The organism is Pseudomonas moorei, assembly GCF_042846945.1.
In the GTDB taxonomy this organism is placed as follows: Bacteria; Pseudomonadota; Gammaproteobacteria; order Pseudomonadales; family Pseudomonadaceae; genus Aquipseudomonas; species Aquipseudomonas moorei.
Genome location: NZ_AP035776.1, coordinates 5,321,834 through 5,346,307, shown reverse-complemented (window position 1 = coordinate 5,346,307; position 24,474 = coordinate 5,321,834). Strand labels below are relative to the sequence as shown.

The window sequence follows — 24,474 nt, the reverse complement described above, 5'->3', positions numbered from 1 at the left end:
GCGGCATGCCAGCCATCGCATTGGGTAATGGCTCACCCCGGTTGAATGGCCAGGACCTGCGCCTCGAACCAGGTCAGCGCCGGGTCGTGCTGGCGATGGGTCAGACGTACCAGCTCAAGATCGAAGGGCGGCAGCGCGAACGGCAGTTCATACAGCTTCAGGGGCAGCAGCCGGGCGAACTGCTGCGCCAGTAGCGTCGGCAACACGACACAGAGTTCGGTCGCAGCCACCAGGTGCGCGGCTTGCAGGTAATTGGGCGTGGTGTAGACGATCTGTCGCACGAGGTTCTGCTCCGCCAGCCATTGGTCGACCATGCCTCGGGTCTGGCCACCATGGACCCAGACGTGGCGCAACTGCAGGAAACGCTGCAGGTCCAGGCCGTCACTCAGTCGCGGATGGTCCTGACACACCGCGACTCGCAGGGTTTCGCTGCGCCAGATCTGGCGCGTGAAACGTGCCGGTACGTGATCGAAACGGCCCAGCACCATGTCCAGTTCGCCTCTGTCCAGTGCCTCAGCGGGCAAGCTGGCACTCAGGTGGGCGACATCGATGCGCAGGTGCGGCGCCTGCGTCTGCAGGCTTGCCAGCAAGGACGGCATGCACAGTTGTTCGACGAAGTCGGTCAGGGCAATTCTCAATTGGCGATGGCTGTGCTGTGGGTCGAACGCATCGCCGGTGGACAGTGTTTGCTCGATTTGTTGCAAGGCGGCGCGAATAGGCCCTTCCAGCGCGAGCGCTCGAGGGGTCGGGCACATGCGCCGACCTACGCGCACAAGCAGGGGGTCGCCCAGCATATCGCGCAAGCGCGCCAAGGCGTTGCTCACCGTGGGTTGGGTCAACGCCAGGCGTTGCGCTGCGCGCGAGACATTCTGCTCACGCAGCAACATGTCGAACACGCGCAGCAGATTCAGATCAAAGTTTGAAGTATTCATGCACAGAATATATGGCATATGAAAATGAAATTTCAAAAATACTTGAAGCCTGCTTAGGGTGACGGCTGTTCATTTTTCCCAATGCAGGAGCACCGCGTGTGAGCACCCCTTTCGATATCCAGCAGGTCGCCGTGGTCGGCGCCGGCACCATGGGCCGGGGCATTGTCATCAGTCTGGCCAGCGCCGGGTTGCCGGTGCTGTGGCTGGACAGCAATACCCAGGCACTCAACGCGGGCCTGTCCATGATTGAGCAAACCTGGTCGCAGCAGGTGGGTAAACAACGCATCACGCCGCTCGAGGCGCACGCCAATCTCGAGCGAGTACGCCCGGTACAAAATTACGCGGCGCTGGCAGAGGCGGACCTGGTGATCGAAGCCGTGTACGAAAGCCTGGAGCTCAAGCAGGAAATCTTCCGCGCGCTGGACGCGCACCTCAAGCCCACGGCGATTCTGGCAAGCAACACATCGGCGCTGGACATCGACGCGATTGCGGCGGTCACCGGGCGTTCACGGCAGGTGTTGGGTCTGCATTACTTCAGCCCTGCCCACATCATGAAACTGTTGGAGATCGTTCGTGGCCAGGACACCGACGACCAAGTGCTCGAAGCGGCCCTCAGGCTCGCCCAGCGAACCGGCAAAGTAGCCGTGGTGGCGGGAAATTGCCCCGGTTTCATCGGCAATCGCATGCTGCGCAGCTATGTGGCCGAGGCGCGAAAATTACTCCTGGAAGGCGCATTGCCTCAACAGGTGGACGAGGTGCTGCAGCAATTTGGTTTCGCCATGGGCCCGTTCCGAATGTATGACGTGGTCGGCATCGATCTGGAGTGGCGCGCGCGTCAACTGGCCGGTGAGGGCATGGACGCCCCCTTGGTGCAAGTCGACAACGCCTTGTGCGAACTCGGGCGGCTGGGTCAGAAAACCGGTGCCGGGTACTACCGCTATGCTCCCGGCAGTCGCCAGGCCGAGCATGACCCATTGGTGGACGAATGGGTGCTCAAGGTGTCTCAGGGGCTGGGCTACCGCCGCCGCGAAATCGATGCACGAGAAATTCTCGATCGCTGCCTTTTGGCACTGGTCAATGAAGGCGCGAAAATCCTCGAAGAAGGCATTGCGGGCAGCCGCCATGACATCGATCAGGTATGGCTCAACGGTTATGGCTTTCCGATTGAAACCGGCGGACCGATGCGCTGGGCGGATGAGCAGGGCATGAATTCCCTGCTGACTCGACTGGAACGTCTGCAAGTTCTTTTCGGCGAGCATTGGCAGCCCGCCGGGCTGATTACCCGATTGATGGTCAACGGCAAACGTTTTGCCGATGTCGGGGAGGGCCGCGTATGAACTACCAGGCACCGCTGCGCGATATGCGCTTCGTATTGCATGAAATGTTCGATGTCACCGGGCACTGCCAACACCTGGGTCTGGACCTGGACCGCGATACCCTTGACGGCATCCTGGAAGAGGCGGGGCGTTTCACCGCAGAGGTGATAGCCCCACTCAACCGTAACAGCGACGAGCAAGGCTGCCAGTTGCTCGGTACTGAAGTCAGCACGCCGGATGGCTTTCGCGAGGCCTATCGTCAATTCGTCGACAACGGTTGGGCGAGCATGACGGGCCCGATGGCCTACGGGGGACAAGGCTTGCCGCAAATGGCGTCGGCCTGTGTCCACGAGATGTTAATGGCGGCGTCATTGTCGTTTCGAATCTATTCAGGGTTGACCGAAGGAGCGGTCCTGGCCGTGCACCGCCATGGCAGCGAAGCGCTCAGGCAAACCTGGCTGGGCAAGATGGTCAGTGGCGAATGGACTGGCACCATGTGCCTCACCGAGCCGCAGGCCGGCACGGACCTGGCGTTGCTGCGCACCCGCGCGCAGCCTCACGCCGACGGCAGCTATCTCATCACCGGCAGCAAGATTTTCATCAGCGGTGGTGAGCAGGACCTGACTGACAACATCATTCATCTGGTGCTGGCTCGCTTGCCCGATGCCCCGGCGGGTGTGAAAGGCATCAGTCTGTTCCTGGTACCGAAAATCCTTACCGATGGCCGGCGCAATGCGCTGAGCTGTGGCGCGCTGGAACACAAGATGGGCATCAAGGGCGCATCGACTTGCGTGATGAATTTCGACGGTGCCCAGGGCTGGCTGGTCGGAGAGCCGAATCAGGGCCTGTCCTGTATGTTCACCATGATGAACGATGCGCGATTCCAGGTTGGGTTGCAGGGACTGGGGATCGCTGAAGCCGCTTTCCAGGGCGGTCTGACCTATGCCCGTGAACGCCTGCAGTCGCGCTCGCTGACCGGTACAGTGGCGCCGGACAAGGCCGCCGACCCGATCATTGTTCATCCGGATGTGCGCCGCATGCTGCTGACGCAGAAGTCCCTCACGGAGGGCTGCCGGATGCTGGGCGCTTACACCGCACGGCAACTCGATCTCGAGCACGGTGCGCCACAACCCGATGATCGTCGTGCAGCCATGCGTCGCGCTGCGCTTCTGATCCCGATCGTCAAAGGGTTCTTCACCGATGTGGGCCAGGAGGTCGCCAGCCTGGGCGTGCAACTGTATGGCGGGCATGGCTACATCCGCGAATGGGGTATGGAGCAGTTGATGCGTGACAGCCGCATCACCCAGCTCTATGAAGGCACCAATGGCATCCAGGCGCTGGACTTGGTTCGGCGCAAGCTGATGGGCGATGGCGGTGCCGAAATGCACGCGCTGATCGATGAGCTCGCTCGGCACGTCGAGGCTGCCGGTCATCAACCCCAGCTGCAGGAAATGGCGGGCGCAGTCAATCAGCGTCTTGAGGAATGGCGAGAATTGGGCAAGACCATCATCGATGCTTGCCAGCGGGATCCGCAGGAAATCGGCGCGGTCTCTGTGGATTTCCTCGCGTATTCGGCTTACGTCCTGCTGGCCGGGCTCTGGCTGCAGGCAGCGGTTCGAGCGGGTGAAACCCTGACTGACGGGACCGGTGAAGGCGCCTTTTATCAAGCCAAGCTGCAGACCGCCGACTTCTACTGGCGGCGCGTATTACCCCGTGCAAGTGCACACCGGGAAGCATTGTTGGGTGGCGCGAACTGCTTGATGGCGATGCCAGCGAGCGACTTCAGTTGCTGATTGCAGACGTAGTACAAAAATCAGGAGTCGCTGACATGCAGCCTTTCAGCTTTGCCACTACGGCACAGATTCTCTGCGAAACCGGCGCCGCGCAGCGCCTTGCCAATCTGTGCAGGGAACGCGGCGCGCGCCGTGTATTGATAGTCACCGACCCGGGCATTGCTCGCCTGGGCATGCTTGATGATGTGTTGCCCGGTTTCACCCTCGCAAAAGTTGCCGTGGCGGTCTTCAGTGACGTGTCGGCGGATCCGAGCGAGGCCTGCGTGCTCGCCGCCGTTGAACGGGCCCGGCATGTCGATGCCGACCTGATCGTCGGCTTCGGTGGCGGCAGTTCGATGGACGTCGCCAAACTGGTGGCGCTGCTGGCGCATCCGCAGTGCACTCAGCCGATCACCGAGTGCTATGGCGTTGACAAGGCCAGGGGGCAGCGCTTGCCGCTGATTCAGGTGCCGACGACTGCCGGGACCGGTTCGGAGGTGACACCCATCGCGATCGTTACCACCGGTGAAACCACCAAGATGGGCGTTGTCTCGCCGTTGTTGCTGCCGGATCTCGCCGTACTCGACGCCGTCTGTACGTTAGGCTTGCCACCTGCCGTGACGGCTGCCACGGGCATTGATGCCATGGTGCATGCGATCGAGGCCTACACCAGCAAGCTCAAGCGCAATCCGCTGTCCAGCTTCTTGGCGCGAGAGGCGTTACGGCTTTTGGCCTGCAACCTCGACCAGGCCGTGCACAACGGCAGTAACCTGGCCGCGCGCCAGGCGATGTTGCTGGGTGCCTGCCTGGCCGGCCAGGCATTTGCCAACGCGCCGGTGGCGGCGGTGCATGCGCTGGCGTATCCGCTGGGCGGGCACTTTCACATTCCTCATGGGCTGGCGAATTCGCTGGTGCTGCCTCATGTGCTGCGCTTCAACCTGCCGGTAGCGATGGCGGACTACGCGGAACTCGCTCTGCCTTTGCTGGGAGAAAGGCTGCAGGCAGGTGATCACCCGTCTCGCGCCGATCAATTTGTCACTGAGTTGGCGCAATTGGGATCTCGTTGCGACCTACCGATCACGCTGCGTGCTGTTGGCGTTCCCAGAGAAAGTCTGGCCCAACTGGCCAATGACGCGATGCAACAGCAGCGCCTGCTCGTGAACAACCCGCGCGCACTCACCGAAGCCGATGCGTTGGCCATCTATGAAGCGGCGTACTGATGACTGACCTCAGGCAGCGTGCTTGCTATCGGCACTTCACAACGATCAGCACCCGCTGGCACGACAACGACGTGTATGGACACGTCAACAATGTCGTCTTTTACGGTTTCTTCGACAGTGCCGTGAACAGCGTCCTGATCAAGCATGGCGGGCTGGATATCCATGCAGGTCCGGTTATCGGCCTGGTAGTGAGCTCCGGCTGCGATTACCACGCGCCGGTTGCGTTCCCGGAGCCTATCGAGGTGGCGCTGACGGTAAGCAGGCTGGGTAACAGCTCAGTGCATTATCAGCTTGCGGTATTCCGTGAAGGCCAGGCATTGGCCTGTGCGACCGGGCGTTTCGTGCATGTGTTTGTTGACCGTTTTCAAAGGCGCCCGGCGCCGATTCCCGAACGGCTGCGCCTGGCCCTGAGTGAGCTGGTTAGCGACTGCCTGCCCTCTTCAAACAAGGAACTTGAACCATGAGAGACGCCGTGATTGTTTCCACCGCTCGCACACCGATCGCCAAGGCGATGCGTGGCGCATTCAATGACCTCAAGACGCCCAGTATGACGGCCATTGCCATTCGCGCCGCCGTCGAGCGTGCCGGCATCGAGCCGGCTCAGATCGAAGACCTGGTGCTGGGTACGGCCATGCAGAGCGGCACCGCGGCAATCAACCCGGCGCGTTTGTCGGCCTTGGCCGCAGGCTTACCCATTTCGGTCAGTGGGCAGACTATCGACCGCCAGTGCGCATCGGGGCTCATGGCCATTGCCATCGCCGCCAAGCAGATCATCGTCGACGGCATGCTGGTGACCGTTGGTGCCGGGCAAGAGCAGATCAGCCTGGTGCAGAATGCTCACAATCAAATGGCGAGCGAGGCGTTCGATGCCACCGTGCTGCGCATGAGCGAGCATGCGTACATGCCGATGCTACAAACGGCCGAATGCGTTGCGCGCCGGTATGGCATCAGTAGGGAAGCGCAGGACGCCTATGCGCTTGAGTCTCAGCAACGCACGGCGGCGGCGCAGGAAGCCGGTTTGTTCGCCGACGAAATTGTTCCGGTCACGACACGCAAGCGAGTCGTTGACAAGGCGAGCGGGGCGGTGAGCTATCAGGATGTCACGCTTACCCAGGATGAAGGCAACAGGCCGGCCACCCTACTCACCGATTTGCAAGGGCTCAAGCCAATAGTGGAGGGCGGTAGTGTCACGGCCGGCAATGCCAGTCAGTTGTCAGATGGCGCCAGTGCCTGCGTTTTACTCGAGGGCGGCGTGGCTGCGCGATCAGGCATTGCACCATTGGGCCTGTATCGAGGGATCGCAGTCGCCGGACTGGCGCCGGAAGAGATGGGTATCGGCCCCGTATTGGCAGTGCCCAAGCTGCTCCGTCAACATGGGTTGAAGGTGGACGATATCGGCTTGTGGGAATTGAACGAAGCTTTTGCCTGCCAAGTGCTGTATTGCGCAGAACAGCTGGGGATCGATCCGGCGAAACTGAACGTCAATGGCGGCGCTATTTCCATTGGGCATCCCTATGGCATGAGCGGCGCGCGAATGGTTGGACACGCGTTGCTGGAGGGCAAGCGTCGCGGTGTGAAGTATGTGGTGGTGACCATGTGCGTGGGTGGCGGGATGGGTGCGGCAGGATTGTTTGAGGTTTTGTGACTGAAGCCCGAACGTGGCTGCCAGCGTGTAGGCTATTGTTCGGAAAAGTCTCCCGAGTGTCAGCAGAAAAGCCGATCAGTTGGATCGACTTTTTTTGTGTGCTTTTCCCGTCTTGGTTAAAGGTTTCGCACTCTGTTGTCGATGCTGCGTGGCGAGCGTTGCTCGCCAGGTCTGCCAAGTCAGTATTCTTCGCTGAATCAGGACGCGTGGGGGTTGTTGAAGACATATTCCAGCTCGTCCGCCAGCAGTTTGGCTTGCAGGGTGATCAACTGCTGACTCCGGTACATCATGGAGATGTTTAGTGCTGTTACCTGCTCCAGCAGGTCAAGCGCCTGACCGTTTCGAGAACCTGGATCAGAAGTAATACCCGATGTTCATGTACAGCTGATTCTCCCACTGGTTCGTGCCCCCGGCACCCAGGCTCTGGGTGTAGCTGCTGCCGCCAATGTATGGATCGTTCTTGCCGAACAGCCATTCGGTGGCGATCCACAGTTTGTTCAGGGAAAACGACGTACCAAGGATCATCCGTTGCGAGGTCTCGAAGTCGCTGGCGGATTTGTCGAAGGCGCTGTAGTTGGCGTAGAGCTTGACGCCGCTGATCTGGTCGAACAGGTACTTGCCGGCCACGTCGTAGCTGACGTCGGCCACATACAGATTGCCGCGACTGGCAACGTTGTAGGTGCCGTCGTAACCACCGAGGGTCACCAGTTCATCGGAGCCCGGGTTGCGGGGGGACATCTGCTGGCGCGCCGCCTGCAATTGCACGCCCCACGGACCATTCTTGCCCATGTAGTGCACGCCCACGACGTTGCGTCGGCCGTTGTTGTCGGTGTCCTTGTTCTCCAGTGTCGAGGTCAGGCCGGAGAGGCCGACTTCGGATTTCCATGGCCCCAGGTCCAGGGCCTTGGCCACCCGTAGCACCACGGTGTTGCGTTCCTGGTTGTGGCTGCCATCGGCGACATAACCGTCGGCTTCGGACACCACGCTGGAGTAGGTGACCCCATTACTCGTGCCTTTGCCTTGCCACGCCGGACGCAGGTAGTAACCGGCCTGGACGTTCCAGTCTCCCGATTGCTGGATGTACTTGGCGCCGACCTGTTGCACGTCTTCCAGGCCGATGACGTTGCCCAGGGTTTCGTAGAAGGTGCTGCCGAAATACGGCTGCAAACCGAACGGCACGGTGTTCAGGCCCACTTGCACCTGCTGGTCGGGGTTGAACTTGTAGCCGGCCCAGGCGTACTTGGCGAATTGGATGTCGCCGTAGTTCTTGGTGTACTGGTAAGGATAGGAACGCCCGTAGAAGCGGTACTGGGCTTCACCGATCCAGGTGTCGGAGTTGTACTTGGCGCTGAGGAACACCGTGTCCAGGCCGAACTTCTGGATGTCGCGATCCGGGTCATAGTCCCAGCGGGCACGCACGGCACCGCCTAGGTCGAGGTTGTCGGTGACTTGCACGGCCATGGCCGGTGCCGCCAAAGCGCCGAGGACAGGAATTAAAGCAATGGAACGGATAGCGCGTGGGGTGATTGTGCGCACGGTCTTACTCCCGATTTCTGATTTTTATGGGCAACAGCAACCCCGGCCGCGGCGAGCGCCGCAGCACGGGGCAAAGGGTTTTGGCTTCGCTGGACCTAAGGCCGGATCAATCTCAACGCCGGGCCATCCACCGGCACGTCGGGTATCGCCGATGCACCGGGCGCCGCCGCGAGCAGCGTCTGGGTGTAGCTGTTTTGCGGTCGCAGCAGCACCTGTTCGGCGGTGCCGTACTCGACGACTTCACCCTGGCGCATCACCGCGATGTAATCGCTGATCTGCGCGGCCACCCGCAGGTCGTGGGTGATGAACAAAATGCTCAGGTTCAGTCGCTGTTGCAGTTCGGCCAGCAACTCCAGCACCTGCTTCTGCACCGAGACATCCAGCGCCGAGACGCTTTCATCGGCGATCAGCACTTCGGGGCGCATGGCCAGTGCCCGGGCGATGCCGATGCGTTGGCGCTGGCCACCGGAAAACTGCCGGGGTTTGCGTTTGAGGGCGTCACGCTTGAGCCCCACCTGCTCCAGCAGATCGCCGGCCTCGGCCCACGCATCCCCGGCCGACAAGCCGCGCAGTTGTGCGGCGCGGGCGATGATGTCGCCGACCCGGTGGCGTGGATTGAGCGAGCCGTAAGGGTCCTGGAAAATCATCTGGATGCGTCGCCGGTTGGCGGCCAATGCCGAGCCGCGCAGGGCCAGGAAATCGGTGTCACCGACCCAGACATGACCGCTGTCGCTGTCCACCAGGCGAATGGCCGCCTTGACCAGGGTGCTCTTGCCCGAACCGGACTCGCCGACGATGGCCAGGGTCTTGCCCCGTGGCAGTTGCAGCGAGACATCCCGCAGGGCCGCCACCGATCGACCGCCGACGTTGTAGGTCTTGGTCAGGTGTTCGATGCGCAGTGCCAGCTCTCCGTCGGCGCTGGGCACGTGCAGTTCCGGGTGCAGCGCCGGGACGGCGGCGATCAATTTGCGCGTGTACGGATGCACGGGGGCGTTGAGCACCTGATCGCGCTCACCGATTTCCACCAGGCGGCCACCTTCCATCACCGCGATGCGGTCGGCGATTTCCGCGACCACGCCAAAGTCGTGGGTGATGAACAGAATCCCGTGCTGACCGCGTCCGCGCAGCTCACGCACCAGTTTCAGCACCTGCGCCTGGGTGGTGACGTCGAGGGCCGTGGTCGGCTCGTCGGCGATCAGCAGGTCCGGGCTCATCGCCAGGGCCATGGCAATCACCACGCGTTGGCATTGGCCGCCGGACAACTGGTGGGGAAAGCTGTTGGCGATCCGTGGCGGGTCGGGCAAATGCGTCGAGTCGAGCAGGGCGAGCATGCGTTCGCGGCGCTCGGCGGCAGGCATCTGCGGTGCATGAATGTCGAAGATTTCCTCGACTTGCTCTCCGATGCGGATGGCCGGGTTCAACGCCGCCATGGGCTCCTGGAAAATCATCGCGATGCGATTGCCGCGCAACCGGCGCAAGGAGTGTTCGTCCATGCGGCAGATGTCGCCGCCGAGAAAATCGATGACCCCTTCGCTGTGCCGCAAGCCCTTGGCGTAGTCGCCCATGATGGCGGCCGAGAGCACCGATTTGCCTGAACCGGACTCGCCGATCACGCAGAGGATTTCGCCTTTGCGCACATCCAGGTTGATGCCTTGCACGGCGTGGGTGCGGTCGGCGCCGGCAGGCAGTTCGATGGAGAGGTTCTCCACCCGCAGCACTTGTTGCAGATTTTGATGTGGGCTCATGCTCAGCTCCTTGTGCCTTTCTGGGCGTGTTCATCCAGACCGTCCGCCAGCAGGCTCAGGCCCAGCATCAGGGTGGAGATGGCAATGCACGGGAAGATCACCAGGTGCGGGAACGCGATGGCCATGCTGCGACCCTCGTTGATCATGCCGCCCCAGTCCGGGGTGGGCGGTGGCAGGCCGAGGCCGAGGAAGCCGAGGGCGCCGATCATGATCGCGGTGTAGCCGATGCGCAGGCAGAAATCGACGATCAGCGGGCCGCCACAGTTGGGCAGGATTTCCACCAGCATGATGCGCAGCGAACCCTCGCCCTGGGTGATCGCACTGAGTACGTAGTCCCGGGAACGGATATCGATGGTCAGGGCGCGCATGATGCGGAAGATCGCCGGGGCGCTGGTGAAGGTCACCGCGATCAGGATGTTCAGTGCCGAAGCACCGAGGGCGATGATGATCACGATGTACAGCACCAAGACCGGGAACGACAGCACGGTGTCGGCGACGTAGGACAGGAACCCGTCGACCTTGCCATTGAAGTAGCCGGCGCACAGGCCCATGGCGATGCCCACGGCGAAGGCCGTCAGCGTCGCCAGGATCGACCAGAACAGCACGGTGCGTGTGCCCCAGATCAGCCGCGAAAGAATGTCCCGGCCTATCAGGTCGGTGCCCAGCAGGAAGCTTTGCCCCGTGCCGTCGGCGGTCATTGGCGTCAGCAGCGGGCTGAAGCTTTCCAGCGGGTCATGGGGGGCCAGCCACGGGGCAAACGCCGCGATCAGCACCCAGCCACCGACCAGCAGCAGACCGAGCAGGGCCAGGGGATGTTTGAACGATTGCAGGAAGCTCATTGGCCACCTCCGCCAAGACTGCGCAAGGTGATGCGCGGGTTGAGCCAGGTGTAGGCCAGGTCGGAAAAGATTTTGGTCGCGCCAACCACCGCGCCACTGATCATTGCGCAGGCTTCGATCAGGTAGACGTCGTGGTTCAGCGAGGCGGTGTACAGCAACGAACCGAAGCCCTTGTAGGCGAAGAACACCTCGACCACGATCACGTTCGACAGCAGCCACGGGATGTACAGCATGATCACCGTGATCGGCGCGATGAGTACATTGCGCAGGGCGTGGCGCAATACGATGCGCGAGGTCGAGGCGCCTTTGAGGCGAGCGGTGCGGATGTACGGCGCCTGCATCACTTCGACCATCGACGCGCGGGTGATGCGGGCCAGGTAACCGATGCCGAACAGGCACAGCACCATCAGCGGCAGGGCCAGTTCGGCGGCGTTGAAACCGTCGCTCATGCTGCTCACGCCCGGCAGCCAATTGAGCCAGAACACGAAGATCGCCGAGACGAACACCGCACTGGCGAAGTCCGGAATCGAGGTGGTGACGATCGACAGGAACGACACCAGGCGATCAACGAAAGAGCCCTGGCGGATGCCGGCCAGAATGCCCAGGGTCAAGGCCACCGGCACCATCACCAGCAGCGCCAGTCCGGCGAGGGTCAGGGTCTGCCCCAGGTTTGGCAGCAGCAGGTTGATCACCGGCTCGCGAAAGTGCACGGACGTGCCCCAGTCGCCACTGACAAAATCCTTCAGCCACACCAGGTAGCGCCACAGGAAGGGCTGGTTGTAGCCATGTTCCACCAGCCACGCGGCGCGTTGGTCGGCGGCGGAGTAGGGGCCGAGGACGTTGATCGCCACGTCCTCGATGTTCAACTCTAGGGCGACGAACACGATCAGCGACACCGACAAAAGGGTCGCGATCAACGCCAGTAATTTGCGTAACAGAAATTCAGCCATGCTTGCAGGCTCCAGCTAATCAAGGGATGCCGGCCCGCCGCACCCTGGGGTGGGCGAGCGCGTAGGGGGCTGCGCGTCAGGCGCTCAACCAGACTTCATCCATTGGGTAGAAGTCCGAAGGGTGAACCTTGAACCCCTGGACCTTCTTGCTGGTGGCGGTGAACTTGTCGGCCCAGAACGGCTGCACCATCACGCTGGCTTCCTGGAGGATGCGTTCGACGTCCTGCATGGCGAGGGCGCGTTGCTTCGGATCGATGATGCCCATGGCCTTGTCCAGCGCGGCGTCGAACGCCGGGTCGCTGTAATGGCTTTCGTTCCAGGCGGCGCCGCTGCGGTAGGCCAGTTCCAGGGACATCACACCCAGCGGACGGTGTGCCCAATAGGTCAGACTGAACGCCGCCTTGTCCCAGATCGGCCAGTACTGGGTGGCCGGGATCACTTTCAGGTTGATGCGGATTCCTGCTTCCAGGCAGTTCTGTTGCAGGATCTGCGCGCAGTCCTGTTCGTAGCGGCCCTGGGTGTTGCCGACGATCAGGTCGATGTCGATGCCATTGGGGTAACCGGCGTCGGCCAGCAGCTTTTTCGCCCCGGCCACGTCCCGCTCGCGTTTGGGCAGCGGCGCGTATTCCGGGTGTGACGGCGCGACATGGTGGTTTTCGCCAAGGGTGCCCATGCCGCGATAGGCGATTTTCAGCATCTGCGCGTTGTCGGCGCACAGCGCCACGGCTTTGCGGATGCGCACATCGGTGAACGGCTTCTGGTCGCAAGCCATGCGCATGACCACGGTTTGCGCCGACTTGCAGCTGAGCAACTGCGCGCCCGGCAAGCGCTTGGCCAGGTCCAGCTCGGCCACTGTGACCCGATACAGCACATCGACCTGACCGGCCTGCAAGGCCGCCAGATGGGTCGAAATGTCGGTGCCCATGTCGACGTAACGCAGCTCGTCGAGGTTGGCCGGTTTACGCCAGTAGTCTGCCCGTTTGGCGAAGGTCGCCTGTTTGTTGACAGCAAACGACACCAGTTTGAACGGGCCGGTGCCGATCGGGTTTTTCGTCCAGTCGTCACCGGCCTTGAAGCTGCGGTGCACGAGGGTACAGGTGAAGGCGCTGAGCATTTCCGGGATGGCCAGGATCGGGCGCTTGAGCACCAGGCGGAACTGGTACGGACCGGTTTTCTCGAAGGAATCGATGTCCTGGAAGGCCGTGCGGTTGACCGACTTTGAGTCGGCGGCGATCCAGCGATGGATATTGTGTTCGACATCGTCGCTGGTGAACTCGTCGCCGTTGCTCCACTTGACGCCCTGGCGCAGGTTGAAGGTCCAGACCTTGAGGTCTTCGGACGGGCTCCAGCTCTCGGCCAGATACGGATGGGTGATGTTGTCGGCGTCGACCCAGGTCAGGAACTCCAGGGAATTGCGCAGCAGGTTCGAGGCTTCGATCCAGGTGATCAGCATCGGGTCCTGGATTTCCTGGATGGCGCAGGCAAAGCGCAGGCTGCCACCTTGACGCGGCGGCTGTTGCTCGGCGGCGAACGCCGGGTCGCTCAGTAATGCCGAACCGACGAAGGTGCTGGCGCTGGCGACGGTGACGCCCAGCAGGACGGCGGTGCGCAGGAATTGTCGACGGTTGATCTGGCCATTCGTTACCTGTGAGCACAGGTCTTCCACGGCTGGGTGCGGCGCGGCGCCGTCCAGTGTCTTGAGCTCGTTCATAAAGCCTCTCCGATACGTAGCAAAGTGCGTTTTTCGACTGGCCGCAGCGATGGCAGGCAGTCTGGAACTCGGGGGATCAAGTCAGCGAAAGAGTCAGCGCCGGGCACCGGGCAGGCGCAGGCGAGGCGGGCGTGAAGCCGGCGGAACAAGCGGGAGGAGGGAGCAGGTGAGGTAAGGCATTGGGGCAGCTCTCATGTTGTTTTTATTAGAGATGCCATCAGTTTTGTCACCGGGGAAAAGATCGACAAACGATTAATTCAGCGAGCAAACGTTCGATAAACGCATGTTACTGGCGCAACGCTAGGTCAGCGCCTGAAATAGACGGGTGAAAGACAACCCCTGTGGGAGTGAGTTTGCTCGCGATGGCGCTGTGCCAATCGACTTTTATGTGTCAGATACTCCGCTTTCGCGAGCAGGCTCGCTTCCACAGACAAGCCATCTGCGGGATGTGGAAATTGTCCGACACAACACAAAAACGCATGTTGCTCGGGAAATTTTCTCCAAGGCATGGGATGCTTTGCCCCTGGTCAGCCTTCCACGAGTGCCTTTTTCATGAAACGCAAAATGCCCGGCCTGAATGCCCTCAAAGCCTTCGAAGTGGCCGGTAGCACGGGCAGCTTCACCCGGGCCGCCGAGTTGCTCAATGTCACCCAGAGCGCGGTCAGCCGGCAGGTGCGTCAGCTCGAAGAACAGTTGGGCGAGCACCTGCTGGAACGTCGTCACCATCACCTCGAATTGACCAGCGCCGGGCGGATTCTGCTGCGGGCATTGCATCAGTCCTTCGACAAGATCGAGTTGACGGTGCGCAGCATCCAGCAGAAAACCCATGCCAATCGCCTGCACATCAATGCGCCGCCGACCTTCACCCATCGCTGGCTGATGCCGCGCCTGGGCAGGCTGCGCGAGCAGCACCCGGACCTGGAATTGAGCATCACCACGCGGTTGCAGGACAGCCTGGCGGAAACCAGCACCCTGGATTGCGCGATCCGTTTTGGCGATGGCGAGTGGGATGGCCTGGACAGTTCGCTGCTGTTCCAGGAGCGCCACATCGCGGTGTGCACGCCATCGCTGTATGCGCGGGAGTGGACCGAGCAGGGCATCGACCTCAACCGCCTGACGCTGCTGCACGTACTGGCCCGGGAGGACCAGCGCTACCTGACCTGGAAGCACTGGCTGGACGCCGCCCGCATCACCGGCGTCGACACCCAGGGCGGTTATGAATTCGATTTGCTCGACCTGGCAATCCGCGCGGCCGTCGATGGCCTGGGCATCACCATTGCCGACTGGCACATGGTGGCTTCGGAACTGGCGGCCGGGCAGTTGACCCAGGTGCTCAACGTGCATGTCGACGGGCACCAGTCCTATTGGCTGGTGACCCGGCCGGAGCAGACACAGATGCCGCAATTGCAGGCGTTCAGCCAGTGGTTGCAGGAGGAAATCTGGTTGGCGCAGCGGCAGTTGGAGCCCTCAACCGCCGCCATTTGAAACGCCACCAATCCCTTGTGGGAGCGAGCCTGCTCGCGATGGACCTGAACGATGACGCAGGCTGCCTGAAAAAATCCGTTGCCTGCACGTTCATCGCGAGCAGGCTCGCTCCTACAAGGGATCTCCATCGTTTGTGGAGTAACCTGCATTTTTAGAATGTTACACCGCTCAATAAATCGTTTGTTCAACGCGAGCCGTATGCCAAAACTGCTCGAACTGGATAAAAACAACGATGGGCGATTCACATGCGACTCGAGCGAAACTTTGTTAATGGTCAATTCATTGAGCCGGCCAGCACTGCGCTGATCGCGGTCTACGACCCGGCGACCGAAGAACAGGTCGGTCAGGTCTCGGCGGCCACCGCCGATGAAGCCACATTTGCCGTTGAAGCGGCGGCCGCCGCGCAGAAAAGCTGGGGCCAACTGACCAGCATCGAACGCGCCGAACACCTGCGCTCCTTTGCCGACGCCCTTGAAACCCGCGCCGAAAGCATCGGCGAAGCCCTGGCCGCCGAGTCCGGCAAGAGCCTGGCCGATGCCAGCAACGAAGCGCGCTACGCGGCACAGATCACCCGCTATCACGCCGAATGGGCGCGCCGCATCGAAGGCGAGATCATTCCCAGCGACACCCCCGACGAAAACCTGTTCCTGCACCGCGAACCGATTGGCGTGGTCGCGTGCCTGATTCCGTTCAACTACCCGGTCTACACCCTGCTGCGCAAAATCGCCCCGGCGCTGATTGCCGGCAACACCGTGGTCGTGCGCCCGAGCAACAACACACCGATCTCGGCCTTCGAAATCGCCAGGGCGGTGCAGCAATCCGGTTTGCCGGCCGGAGTGGTCAACATCCTGACCATGGATCACGCCACTGCCGCCGTGGTTTGCACCCATAAGGCCGTGGGGCTGATCACCTTGACCGGCAGCGTCAACGCCGGTCGCATCGTGCTCGACTACTGCAAGGCCAATATCGCCAAGCCGTCCCTGGAACTGGGCGGCAAGACCCCGGCCATCATCGAAGCCGACGCCGACCTCGAAGCGGCCGCCACGGCGATCGTCGCCTCCAAGACCACCCACTGCGGCCAGTTGTGCACGGCGGTAGAGCGGGTCTATGTGCAGGAAAGCGTCCACGACCAATTCCTCGCCCTGCTCAAGGCGAAAATCAGTGCCGTGGCATTCGGCGACCGGGCCAAGGAGCCAGGTTTCATGGGGCCACTGGTCAACGCCAGTTCGCAACAGAACATTCATGCCATGGTCCAGCGCGCCATTGCCGACGGTGCGGTACTGGAAACCGGTGGCGTACTGCCTGAAGGCAAGGGCCATTTCTACCCGCCGACCCTGCTCAGCCACTGCCGCCAGGACATGGAAATCATCCAGGAAGAAATCTTCGGCCCGGTACTGCCGGTGCTCAAGTACCGCGACATCGACGAAGCCCTGGCCATGGCCAACGACCACCAGTTTGGCCTGGCCTCGGTGCTTTATACCGAGAACTACCGCACCACCATGAAAGTCGCCAACGCCATCGAGGCGGGCGAGCTGTACGTCAACCGCACCCCGGCCGATCCGTACCAGGGCTTCCATGCCGGCTGGAAACGTTCCGGCCTGGGCGGTGATGACGGCAAGCACGGCATGCTCGAATTCACCCAGACCCGTCTGGTGGTAATGAAGTACTGATTCACCCGTAACACGCCTCACGCTGTCTCTATAAAAACAATTAACAGGGACGCCCGGACCCACCGGGCGCCCGAGGTTTACTCGATGTCCAAGCATGCACCTACTGCTGCCGCTGTTCAGGGTTCGAACGCGGGTTCAAAAAGCCACAGTGACAAGGGAAGTCGCTATTTCCAACTGATGCTGCTGGTACTGGCCGCCGGGGCGATCTACCCGATCCTGTACCTGCGCCAGGTCTACCAGACCACCATGCTCGACGTGTTCCACATCAACCACAGCGAGCTGGGTTACCTGTACTCGATGCTCGGCACGATCTTCCTGCTCAGCTACTTGCCCAGTGGCTGGCTGGCCGACCGTGTTGCGCCGCGCTTCCTGATTTTCTTCTCGCTGGTCGCCACCGGAGCCTTGGGCCTGTGGTACTCCACGGCGCCTTCGATGACCGGCCTGATGATCATCTTCGGTTGCTGGGGCCTGACCACCGGCCTGACCTTCTGGGCCTCGGTGCTCAAGCGGGTGAAGATGATTGCCCATCACTCCGAGCAGGGCCGTTTCTTCGGCATCCTCGATGGCGGTCGCGGGTTGGTGGAAGCCTTGCTGGCAACCGTTGCCCTGGGCTTGTTCGCCTTTGCCACCGAAACCCGTGGCGAGTCGGCAGCCGAAGGCTTCAAGCACGTGGTCTACCTCTATGCCTTCACCTGTATCGCCATCGGCTGTGTGCTGGTGCTGATCAAGGACCCGAAGTCGATGGAGGACACCGCGGCGGTGGAGAAGGGCAAGTTCAACCTGCTCAGCGACCTGGCCACGCTGGTGAAAATCCCCGAGCTGTGGCTGGTCACCGCCATCGTGTTCTGCGGTTATCACATCTTCTGGGCCACCTACAGCTTCTCCGACTACCTGCAGGGCGGCGGCATGACCGCGGTCATGGCCGGCACCATCACCACCATCAAGCTGTGGATGCGTCCCATCGGCGGCATCGGCGGGGGCTGGCTGGGTGACAAGTTCTCGAACATTTCGGTGCTGGTCGTGGCGCTGTTGCTGGCCACGCTGGCGATGGTCGGCCTGATCGTGTTCCCGGCGCTCAACAGCATGGGCCTGCTGATCGGCACGGTGATCTTCATCGGCCTGATGACCTACGCCATTCGCGGCCTGTACTGGGCGATCCTCGACACCTGCAACATTCCGCTGCGCATCACCGGCCTGGCCATCGGCATTGTCTCGGTGGTGGGTTACCTGCCGGATGCCTTCATTCCGTTGATCAATGGATACCTCACCGAACATTTCCCCGGTGCCTTTGGTTACAAGCTGTATTTCGGCTACATCGCGTTCGTCGGCCTGCTCGGGACCCTGGCGGCCCTGACCCTGCGTGCACGTATCCATCGTCAATCTTTGAAAACAGGTGCCTGAGATGAAAATCGTCGCCCTTGAAACCCACATTGTTGCCGTACCACCACCGCACGTTGGCGGCATGTACTGGCTGTTCGTCAAGATCAAGACCGACTGCGGCATCGAAGGCGTGGGTGAAATCTACGCCGCGACCTTCGGCCCCAAGGCCATGCTGCCCATCATCGAAGACGTGTTCGAACGCTACCTGCTCAACCAGGACCCGCACCACATCGAGCGCTTCTTCCGCCAGGCGTACTCCAGCGGTTTCACCCAGCGTCCGGACCTGACCATGATGGGCGTGGTCAGCGGTCTGGAGATGGCCTGCTGGGACATCATCGGCAAAGCGGCGAACAAGCCGGTGTACGAGTTGCTCGGCGGCAAGGTTCACGAACGCCTGCGGTCCTACACCTATCTGTACCCGGTCAACAGCCAGGGCGAATACGACTACGACGACCCGGACCTGGCCGCCGAGTGCGCCATCGAGAACATGAACCAAGGCTTCACCGCCTTGAAATTCGACCCGGCCGGGCCGTACACCGCGTACTCCGGGCATCAGATTTCCCTGGAAGTGCTGGAGCGCTGCGAAACCTTCTGCCGCAAGATCCGCGAAGCGGTGGGTGACAAGTGCGACCTGCTGTTCGGCACCCACGGGCAAATGGTGCCGTCCTCGGCGATCCGCTTGGCCAAGCGCCTGGAGAAGTACGACCCGCTGTGGTTCGAAGAACCCGTGCCGCCGGGCCAGGAAGAGGCCATGGCGCAAGTCGCGGCCAAGACCAGCATCCCGATTGCCACCGGTGAGCGCCTGACCACCAAGTACGAATTCTTCAAGCTGCTGCAGGCGGGCGGTGCGTCGATCCTGCAGATGAACGTCGCTCGCTGCGGCGGTCTGCTGGAAGCGAAGAAGATCGCCAGCATGGCCGAGGCCTATTACGCACAGATCGCCCCGCATCTCTACAACGGGCCGATTGGCGCCGCCGCGAGTTTCCAGCTGGCGACCTGCACGCCGAACTTCCTGATTCAGGAAAGCATCATGACCTGGGGCGGCTTCCATGCCGAAGTCCTGACCAAACCGTTGCAGTGGGAGGATGGCTACATCATCCCGTCCACCGAGCCGGGCCTTGGCGTGGAGCTGAACATGGATGTGGTGCGCAAGCATTCGCCGTACACCGGCGAGCGCCTGCACCTGCAGATGGCGCCGACCCCGGCTGACGTCAAGGACACATCGCCGGCCAAGGGCTGACGGGCCTGATGCGGTTCCTGTGGGAGCCAGCCTGCTGGCGATAGCGGTGGATCAGTCGACATCGATGTTGAATGTCAGATCTCCATCGCCAGCAGGCTGGCTCCCACAGGGGGATCGCATCGTCCATCCCAATTTTGTATAACGACTTACGCGGTAACCGTGCATGACATACGACTACATCATCGCTGGCGCTGGTGCCGCAGGCTGCGTGTTGGCCAATCGCCTCTCGGCCTCCGGGAAACACACGGTGCTGCTGCTGGAAGCGGGCGGAAAGGACAGTTCCCTGTGGTTCAAGATCCCGGTCGGCTTCGCCAAAATGTATTACAACCCGACCTTCAACTGGATGTACTACAGCAAGCCGCAAAAACAGTTGGGTAACCGCGAAATCTACGCCCCGCGCGGCAAAGTGCAGGGTGGTTCGGGCTCGATCAACGCGATGATCTACGTGCGTGGTCAGGCCCACGATTTCGACGATTGGGCGGCCAACGGTAACGACGGCTGGGGCTTCAAGGACGTGCTGCCGTATTTCCGCAAACTGGAGAACCACCCGCTGGGCGACAGCGAGTACCACGGCGGCAGCGGCCCGATCAGCATCACCCCGATGAAGGGCCAGACCCACCCGATCTGCGACGTGTTCCTCAAGGGTTGCAAGGAGCTGGGTTACCCGCACAGCGACGATTTCAACGGGCCGAAGTTCGAAGGCGCGGGGATCTATGACGTCAACACCCGCGACGGCCAGCGTTGCTCCAGCAGCTTTGCGCATCTGCATCCGGCATTGAGCCGGCCGAACCTGACCATCGAGCATTACGCGCTGGTGGATCGGGTGTTGTTCGAGAACGGCCGTGCGACGGGAGTTTCCATCACCCAGCACGGCGTGCCCCGGACCTTTACCGCCAACAAGGAAGTGATCCTCTGCGCCGGCGCCGTGGACACACCGAAGATTCTGCAATTGTCCGGTGTGGCCGATCAGGCGCTGCTGGCCAGGCACAACATCCCCTTGGTCAAGCATCTGCCGGCGGTCGGGCAGAACCTGCAAGACCACCTGTGCGCCAGCTATTACTACAAGGCCAATATCCCGACGCTCAACGATGAGCTCAGTTCGCTGTTCGGCCAGTTCAAGCTCGGTCTGCAATACCTGTTCACCCGCAAGGGCGCCCTGGCGATGAGCGTCAATCAGGCCGGCGGTTTCTTCCGTGGCGATGAGCAGCAGACCAATCCCAACCTGCAGTTGTACTTCAACCCGCTGTCGTACCAGATCCCGAAAAACAACAAGGCCAGCCTCAAGCCCGAGCCGTATTCCGGCTTCCTGTTGTGCTTCAATCCGTGCCGGCCAACCAGTCGCGGGCACATCGAGATTGCCTCGAAAAACCCTCGGGATGCGGCGTTGATCGACCCCAACTACCTGAGCACGCAAAAGGACATCGACGAGGTGATCCAGGGCAGTCGGCTGATGCGCAAGATCATGCAGGCACCAGCCCTCAAGGGCATCACGGTCGAAGAAGTGTTGCCAGGCCCGGCGGTTGAAACCGACGAGCAGATGCTGCAGTACTTCCGCGACAACAGCGGCTCGATTTATCACCTGTGCGGTTCCTGCGCCATGGGGGCGGACACTCAGACGTCGGTGGTGGACAAGCGCCTGAAGGTGCATGGCCTCGATGGCCTGCGGATCGTCGATGCGTCGATTTTCCCCAACGTGACCTCCGGCAACACCCATGCCGCCGTGCTGATGGTGGCGGAGAAGGGCGCTGATCTGATCCTGCAGGACGCCTGACTTTAGCCTTTACCTGTATCAAAAATGAATTTCCGCCGTTTCCGCTGCTCCTACCTGTAGGCAGCGGAATTGAGCCCGCACATTCATTGAGACAATCAGGGAGCGGCACGGTCATGAGTCGAGTACCGACAGCGGGCGAATACCTTCCTGGCGGGGTGATCCTGGTGGTTGAGGATGACCCGCTGATTCTGGAATTTCTCTGTGAAGTCCTGCAGGACGAAGGCTTTGTGGTGCAGCCGCAGACCAGTGCGGACGCTGCATCCCGGTACCTGGAACAGCATGCGCAGAATGTGCGGATGCTGCTGACGGATATCACCATGCCAGGCAAGCTCAATGGCGCGGACCTGGCCAACCTGTTCGGCGATCGCTGGCCGGGCAAACCGATCATGATCATGTCCGGCTATGAAACCCCCGAAAGCTCGGGCGTGCGGCATGCGGTTTCGTTCATCAAGAAACCCTGGGCGCTGGGACAGTTGCTGGACTGCGTACAAAACGCATTGCAGGGTAATCCTCCGTTGCATTGATCCTGTACATTGGCCGTCACACCCGCCAGATCCTTTAGACAGGAAGGACCGCCTTGTCCGCTCAATCCTCTGTTTTCCATAACCCGTACCGCGCCTTTCTGTTCGATATGGACGGCACCGTGCTGACTTCCATTGCGGCCGCCGAGCGCGTCTGGGCGACCTGGGCCGAGCGTCACGGTGTCGATGTCGAGACCTTCCTGCCCACCATCCACGGTGCCCGCGCCATCGACACGATCAAGCGCCTGGCATTACCCGGCGTCGATGCCGAAGCCGAAGCGGCGTGGATCACCCAGGCGGAACTCGAGGATGTCGACGGGGTGGAAGAGGTGATCGGCGCGGCGGTGTTTCTCCAGTCTTTGCCGGCGCAGCAATGGGCCATTGTCACGTCCGCGCCGAGGGCGCTGGCCTTGCGCCGAATGGCCGCAGCCGGGATCCCCGAGCCACAGGTGATGGTCACGGCCGAGGACGTCAGCGCCGGCAAACCTGATCCGGCGGGTTATCGCTTGGCGGCCCGGCGGTTGGGGGTCGAGATCACCGAGTGCCTGGTGTTCGAAGATGCCACGGTGGGGATTCTCGCCGCCGAAGCGGCAGGGGCGGATTTGCTGATCATCACGGCCACCCATGAACAACCGATCGACACCCAGCACCCGACCTTGGCCGGTTATGACGTGGTGGCCGTTTCTGTGGATGCCGCCAGTCTGATTCGCCTGCGCACACGCTGACGGGGTTGCAGGCGCTGGCTTGTCGGAACGCCGCCCGGATAAACGCGGCGCACCTGAGTCCAGCGCCAGCAAGCTGGCTCCTGCACGTTACACAACCTCGCCTATACCGGCTCGTTCTCAAAGATGATCGGCATCAATCACTGCCTTGGCGAACGCCTGCGGATCTTCCTGGGGCAGGTTGTGGCCGATGCCGCCGTTGATCAGACGGAACTCGTACTTGCCGGTAAAGCGCTTGGCGTAATCCTCGGGGGTCGGGTGCGGCGCGCCGTTGGCATCGCCTTCCAGGGTGATGGTCGGCACGCCAATGGACGGCGCGGTGGCCAGCTTCTGCTCCAGGGCTTCGTAGCGGGATTCACCCTGAACCAGGCCCAGGCGCCAGCGGTAGTTGAACACGGTGATGTCGACGTGGTCGGGGTTCTCCAACGCCTTGGCGCTGCGGTCGAACGTGGCGTCATCGAACGCCCATTTCGGCGACGCTGTTTGCCAGATCAACTTGGCGAAATCGTGGGTGTTTTTCTCGTAACCGGCACGACCGCGGTCGGTGGCGAAGTAAAACTGGTACCACCACTGCAATTCAGCCTTGGGCGGTAGCGGGTTCTTGCCGGCCGCCTGGTTACCGATCAGATAGCCACTGACCGACACCAACGCCTTGACCCGTTCCGGCCACAGCGCCGAGACAATGTCAGCCGAGCGCGCACCCCAATCGTAGCCACCGAGCACGGCTTGCTTGATCTTCAACGCATCCATGAAGTCGATAACGTCGCTGGCCAGCGCAGCCGGTTGACCATTGCGCAGGGTTTTATCGGACAGGAAATGCGTATCGCCATAACCCCGCGCATAGGGCATCAGCACACGGTAGCCCTTGGCGGCCAGCAAGGGGGCGACCGCGTCGTAGCTGTGAATGTCGTACGGCCAGCCGTGCAGGAGAATCACCACCGGTCCGTCGGCCGGCCCCGTTTCGGCGTACGCGACGTTCAACAGCCCGGCGTTGACATGCTTGAGTGGGCCGAACGGCGAGGGCGCCGCGTAGCTAGCGCTGGCCTCGGTCGCGGCTGGCTGAGCGGCGGCGGTCGATTGCGCGTGGGCCGTGCCGAGCGCGCCGAACAGGCTGAGGGCGAGGATCGACGCGCCGAACAGGTGCCGACGGGTTTTCCCGGTTTCGTGGTTCTGCAGTGCCATCGTCATGTGGATGTCTCCCTTGCAAGCCGTTGGTCAGGAGTTCTGGATGATCCCCTTCAAACCGTGCCTGCATTGGAGCGCGGCGATGTATCTGGCCTGTGTCCGGTGCGCAGGCCAGATGCAAGCGGATGTATCGCGATGTCATCCGGATACACTGTGATACATCACGCCACGGGCGGACCGACGTTGTATTCCTCGTCCGTGACTTTTTCCATCCAGACCACACTCACACCGTCCAGCGCTTCCTGGACGCCGATGTGGGTCATCGAGGTGGTGGCGCTGGCACCGTGCCAGTGTTTGTGGTCAGGCGGGCACCAGATGACATCGCCGGCGCGGATTTCCACGATCGGTTCGCCTTCACACTGGGTCCAGCCGCAGCCTGCGGTGACAATCAGTGTTTGCCCCAGTGGATGGGTATGCCAGGCGCTGCGGGCGCCGGGTTCAAAGGTGACGCTGACGATGGAAGCCCGAGCGGGTGGCGGTGGGGCGTTGAGCGGGTCCATGCGCACGCTGCCGGTGAAGCAGGCTTCAGGGGCTTTTATCGAGGGCTGCGAGCCTACGCGCTTGAGGATCATGATCGGGTCCTATTGATAAATGAACAGGTGCGCCCGGGTTCAGTCATCTGCAGGGGGAATCGACGCTTTGATGACGACCCAGGGGGCATTCAGCACAGCCGTATCAATCTGCGCCTGCCCGCGGGCAAGCGCAACGTACGCGTCGGGTCATTCGGTGTGGATCGGCAAAAAACGCCGCCGAAGGTGTTGCGTTTATCCTTGTTTAATAATAACTGGCTGTTTTCAAACAAATATTTTCTGTTTGGGCTTCACAGGTGCAACG

20 protein-coding genes are annotated in these 24,474 nt (G+C 61.7%); 12 read left to right on the top strand and 8 right to left on the bottom strand.

Annotation, left to right across the window (positions count from 1 at the left end):
- Positions 1-32: 32 nt before the first annotated feature.
- Positions 33-950: a LysR substrate-binding domain-containing protein gene (locus tag ACGJAX_RS24950; RefSeq protein ID WP_390956532.1), complete on the bottom strand. Its 918-nt coding sequence runs from the start codon at positions 948-950 to the stop codon at positions 33-35.
- A gap of 80 nt (positions 951-1,030) precedes the next feature.
- Here ACGJAX_RS24950 and ACGJAX_RS24945 point away from each other — a divergent pair, with 80 nt between their 5' ends.
- From ACGJAX_RS24945 to ACGJAX_RS24925, 5 genes are read left to right on the top strand one after another with little or no spacing between them, the layout of a single operon-like run.
- Positions 1,031-2,269: a 3-hydroxyacyl-CoA dehydrogenase NAD-binding domain-containing protein gene (locus ACGJAX_RS24945; protein ID WP_390956531.1), complete on the top strand. Its 1,239-nt coding sequence runs from the start codon at positions 1,031-1,033 to the stop codon at positions 2,267-2,269.
- On the top strand, positions 2,266-4,041 hold the full coding sequence (locus ACGJAX_RS24940; RefSeq protein ID WP_390956530.1) for an acyl-CoA dehydrogenase C-terminal domain-containing protein: 1,776 nt from the start codon (positions 2,266-2,268) through the stop codon (positions 4,039-4,041). The genes ACGJAX_RS24945 and ACGJAX_RS24940 overlap by 4 nt, the downstream gene beginning before the upstream one ends.
- Before the next feature lie 35 nt (positions 4,042-4,076).
- Positions 4,077-5,240, top strand: a complete 1,164-nt coding sequence (locus ACGJAX_RS24935) for an iron-containing alcohol dehydrogenase (RefSeq protein ID WP_390956529.1) — start codon at positions 4,077-4,079, stop codon at positions 5,238-5,240.
- A complete protein-coding gene (locus ACGJAX_RS24930) occupies positions 5,240-5,704 on the top strand; it encodes a thioesterase family protein (protein WP_390956528.1) in 465 nt (154 codons plus the stop codon). The genes ACGJAX_RS24935 and ACGJAX_RS24930 overlap by 1 nt, the downstream gene beginning before the upstream one ends.
- Positions 5,701-6,885: an acetyl-CoA C-acyltransferase gene (locus ACGJAX_RS24925; RefSeq protein WP_390956527.1), complete on the top strand. Its 1,185-nt coding sequence runs from the start codon at positions 5,701-5,703 to the stop codon at positions 6,883-6,885. Before ACGJAX_RS24930 ends, ACGJAX_RS24925 begins: the two co-directional genes overlap by 4 nt.
- 354 nt (positions 6,886-7,239) lie before the next feature.
- Here ACGJAX_RS24925 and ACGJAX_RS24920 read toward each other — a convergent pair whose 3' ends face one another.
- From ACGJAX_RS24920 to ACGJAX_RS24900, 5 genes are all read right to left on the bottom strand, one after another.
- Entirely contained in the window at positions 7,240-8,421 is a 1,182-nt protein-coding gene (locus ACGJAX_RS24920; RefSeq protein ID WP_390956526.1) for a hypothetical protein, read from the bottom strand.
- A 95-nt stretch (positions 8,422-8,516) separates the two neighbouring features.
- Positions 8,517-10,166 (bottom strand): dipeptide ABC transporter ATP-binding protein, encoded by a 1,650-nt coding sequence (locus tag ACGJAX_RS24915; RefSeq protein WP_390956525.1) that lies wholly within the window; start codon positions 10,164-10,166, stop codon positions 8,517-8,519.
- A 2-nt stretch (positions 10,167-10,168) separates the two neighbouring features.
- Positions 10,169-11,005, bottom strand: a complete 837-nt coding sequence (locus ACGJAX_RS24910) for an ABC transporter permease (protein WP_247257260.1) — start codon at positions 11,003-11,005, stop codon at positions 10,169-10,171.
- Complete coding sequence (locus ACGJAX_RS24905; protein WP_090323348.1) at positions 11,002-11,955, bottom strand: ABC transporter permease; 954 nt, start codon at positions 11,953-11,955, stop codon at positions 11,002-11,004. Before ACGJAX_RS24905 ends, ACGJAX_RS24910 begins: the two co-directional genes overlap by 4 nt.
- Before the next feature lie 76 nt (positions 11,956-12,031).
- Positions 12,032-13,666 carry an ABC transporter substrate-binding protein gene (locus ACGJAX_RS24900; RefSeq protein WP_090323346.1) on the bottom strand — a complete coding sequence of 545 codons (1,635 nt, stop codon included), beginning with the start codon at positions 13,664-13,666 and terminating at the stop codon, positions 12,032-12,034.
- A gap of 552 nt (positions 13,667-14,218) precedes the next feature.
- On the opposite strand from ACGJAX_RS24900, the gene ACGJAX_RS24895 reads away from it, so the two are divergent.
- From ACGJAX_RS24895 to ACGJAX_RS24865, 7 genes are all read left to right on the top strand, one after another.
- Positions 14,219-15,151, top strand: coding sequence for a LysR substrate-binding domain-containing protein (locus ACGJAX_RS24895; protein ID WP_090323344.1), 933 nt, complete (start codon positions 14,219-14,221; stop codon positions 15,149-15,151).
- Positions 15,152-15,396: 245 nt separating this feature from the next.
- Entirely contained in the window at positions 15,397-16,821 is a 1,425-nt protein-coding gene (gene aldA / locus ACGJAX_RS24890) for an aldehyde dehydrogenase (protein WP_390956524.1), read from the top strand.
- Positions 16,822-16,905: 84 nt separating this feature from the next.
- Entirely contained in the window at positions 16,906-18,222 is a 1,317-nt protein-coding gene (locus tag ACGJAX_RS24885) for a nitrate/nitrite transporter (protein WP_247257263.1), read from the top strand.
- Position 18,223: 1 nt separating this feature from the next.
- Complete coding sequence (locus tag ACGJAX_RS24880; protein ID WP_390956523.1) at positions 18,224-19,441, top strand: enolase C-terminal domain-like protein; 1,218 nt, start codon at positions 18,224-18,226, stop codon at positions 19,439-19,441.
- A 163-nt stretch (positions 19,442-19,604) separates the two neighbouring features.
- Positions 19,605-21,212 carry a GMC family oxidoreductase N-terminal domain-containing protein gene (locus tag ACGJAX_RS24875; protein WP_390956522.1) on the top strand — a complete coding sequence of 536 codons (1,608 nt, stop codon included), beginning with the start codon at positions 19,605-19,607 and terminating at the stop codon, positions 21,210-21,212.
- 113 nt (positions 21,213-21,325) lie between these two features.
- The gene (locus ACGJAX_RS24870; protein ID WP_247257266.1) at positions 21,326-21,736 is read left to right on the top strand and encodes a response regulator; all 411 of its coding nucleotides are present in this window, start codon (positions 21,326-21,328) and stop codon (positions 21,734-21,736) included.
- A 53-nt stretch (positions 21,737-21,789) separates the two neighbouring features.
- A complete protein-coding gene (locus ACGJAX_RS24865; RefSeq protein ID WP_390956521.1) occupies positions 21,790-22,458 on the top strand; it encodes an HAD-IA family hydrolase in 669 nt (222 codons plus the stop codon).
- Between the two features lie 117 nt (positions 22,459-22,575).
- On the opposite strand, the gene ACGJAX_RS24860 is transcribed toward ACGJAX_RS24865, so the two are convergent.
- Together ACGJAX_RS24860 and ACGJAX_RS24855 are read right to left on the bottom strand one after the other, a co-directional pair.
- Positions 22,576-23,643 carry an alpha/beta fold hydrolase gene (locus tag ACGJAX_RS24860; RefSeq protein WP_390956520.1) on the bottom strand — a complete coding sequence of 356 codons (1,068 nt, stop codon included), beginning with the start codon at positions 23,641-23,643 and terminating at the stop codon, positions 22,576-22,578.
- Between the two features lie 158 nt (positions 23,644-23,801).
- Entirely contained in the window at positions 23,802-24,212 is a 411-nt protein-coding gene (locus ACGJAX_RS24855) for a cupin domain-containing protein (RefSeq protein WP_390956519.1), read from the bottom strand.
- Between the last annotated feature and the right edge of the window lie 262 nt (positions 24,213-24,474).

Coding starts and splice junctions, on each gene's coding strand:
- ACGJAX_RS24860 (WP_390956520.1), bottom strand. CDS start 23,643: ATGACGATGGCACTGCAGAACCACGAAACCGGGAAAACCCGTCGGCAC.
- ACGJAX_RS24900 (WP_090323346.1), bottom strand. CDS start 13,666: ATGAACGAGCTCAAGACACTGGACGGCGCCGCGCCGCACCCAGCCGTG.
- ACGJAX_RS24870 (WP_247257266.1), top strand. CDS start 21,326: ATGAGTCGAGTACCGACAGCGGGCGAATACCTTCCTGGCGGGGTGATC.
- ACGJAX_RS24905 (WP_090323348.1), bottom strand. CDS start 11,955: ATGGCTGAATTTCTGTTACGCAAATTACTGGCGTTGATCGCGACCCTT.
- ACGJAX_RS24855 (WP_390956519.1), bottom strand. CDS start 24,212: ATGATCCTCAAGCGCGTAGGCTCGCAGCCCTCGATAAAAGCCCCTGAA.
- ACGJAX_RS24935 (WP_390956529.1), top strand. CDS start 4,077: ATGCAGCCTTTCAGCTTTGCCACTACGGCACAGATTCTCTGCGAAACC.
- ACGJAX_RS24885 (WP_247257263.1), top strand. CDS start 16,906: ATGTCCAAGCATGCACCTACTGCTGCCGCTGTTCAGGGTTCGAACGCG.
- ACGJAX_RS24910 (WP_247257260.1), bottom strand. CDS start 11,005: ATGAGCTTCCTGCAATCGTTCAAACATCCCCTGGCCCTGCTCGGTCTG.
- ACGJAX_RS24880 (WP_390956523.1), top strand. CDS start 18,224: ATGAAAATCGTCGCCCTTGAAACCCACATTGTTGCCGTACCACCACCG.
- ACGJAX_RS24940 (WP_390956530.1), top strand. CDS start 2,266: ATGAACTACCAGGCACCGCTGCGCGATATGCGCTTCGTATTGCATGAA.
- ACGJAX_RS24925 (WP_390956527.1), top strand. CDS start 5,701: ATGAGAGACGCCGTGATTGTTTCCACCGCTCGCACACCGATCGCCAAG.
- ACGJAX_RS24950 (WP_390956532.1), bottom strand. CDS start 950: ATGCCATATATTCTGTGCATGAATACTTCAAACTTTGATCTGAATCTG.
- ACGJAX_RS24915 (WP_390956525.1), bottom strand. CDS start 10,166: ATGAGCCCACATCAAAATCTGCAACAAGTGCTGCGGGTGGAGAACCTC.
- ACGJAX_RS24895 (WP_090323344.1), top strand. CDS start 14,219: ATGAAACGCAAAATGCCCGGCCTGAATGCCCTCAAAGCCTTCGAAGTG.
- aldA (WP_390956524.1), top strand. CDS start 15,397: ATGCGACTCGAGCGAAACTTTGTTAATGGTCAATTCATTGAGCCGGCC.
- ACGJAX_RS24930 (WP_390956528.1), top strand. CDS start 5,240: ATGACTGACCTCAGGCAGCGTGCTTGCTATCGGCACTTCACAACGATC.
- ACGJAX_RS24875 (WP_390956522.1), top strand. CDS start 19,605: ATGACATACGACTACATCATCGCTGGCGCTGGTGCCGCAGGCTGCGTG.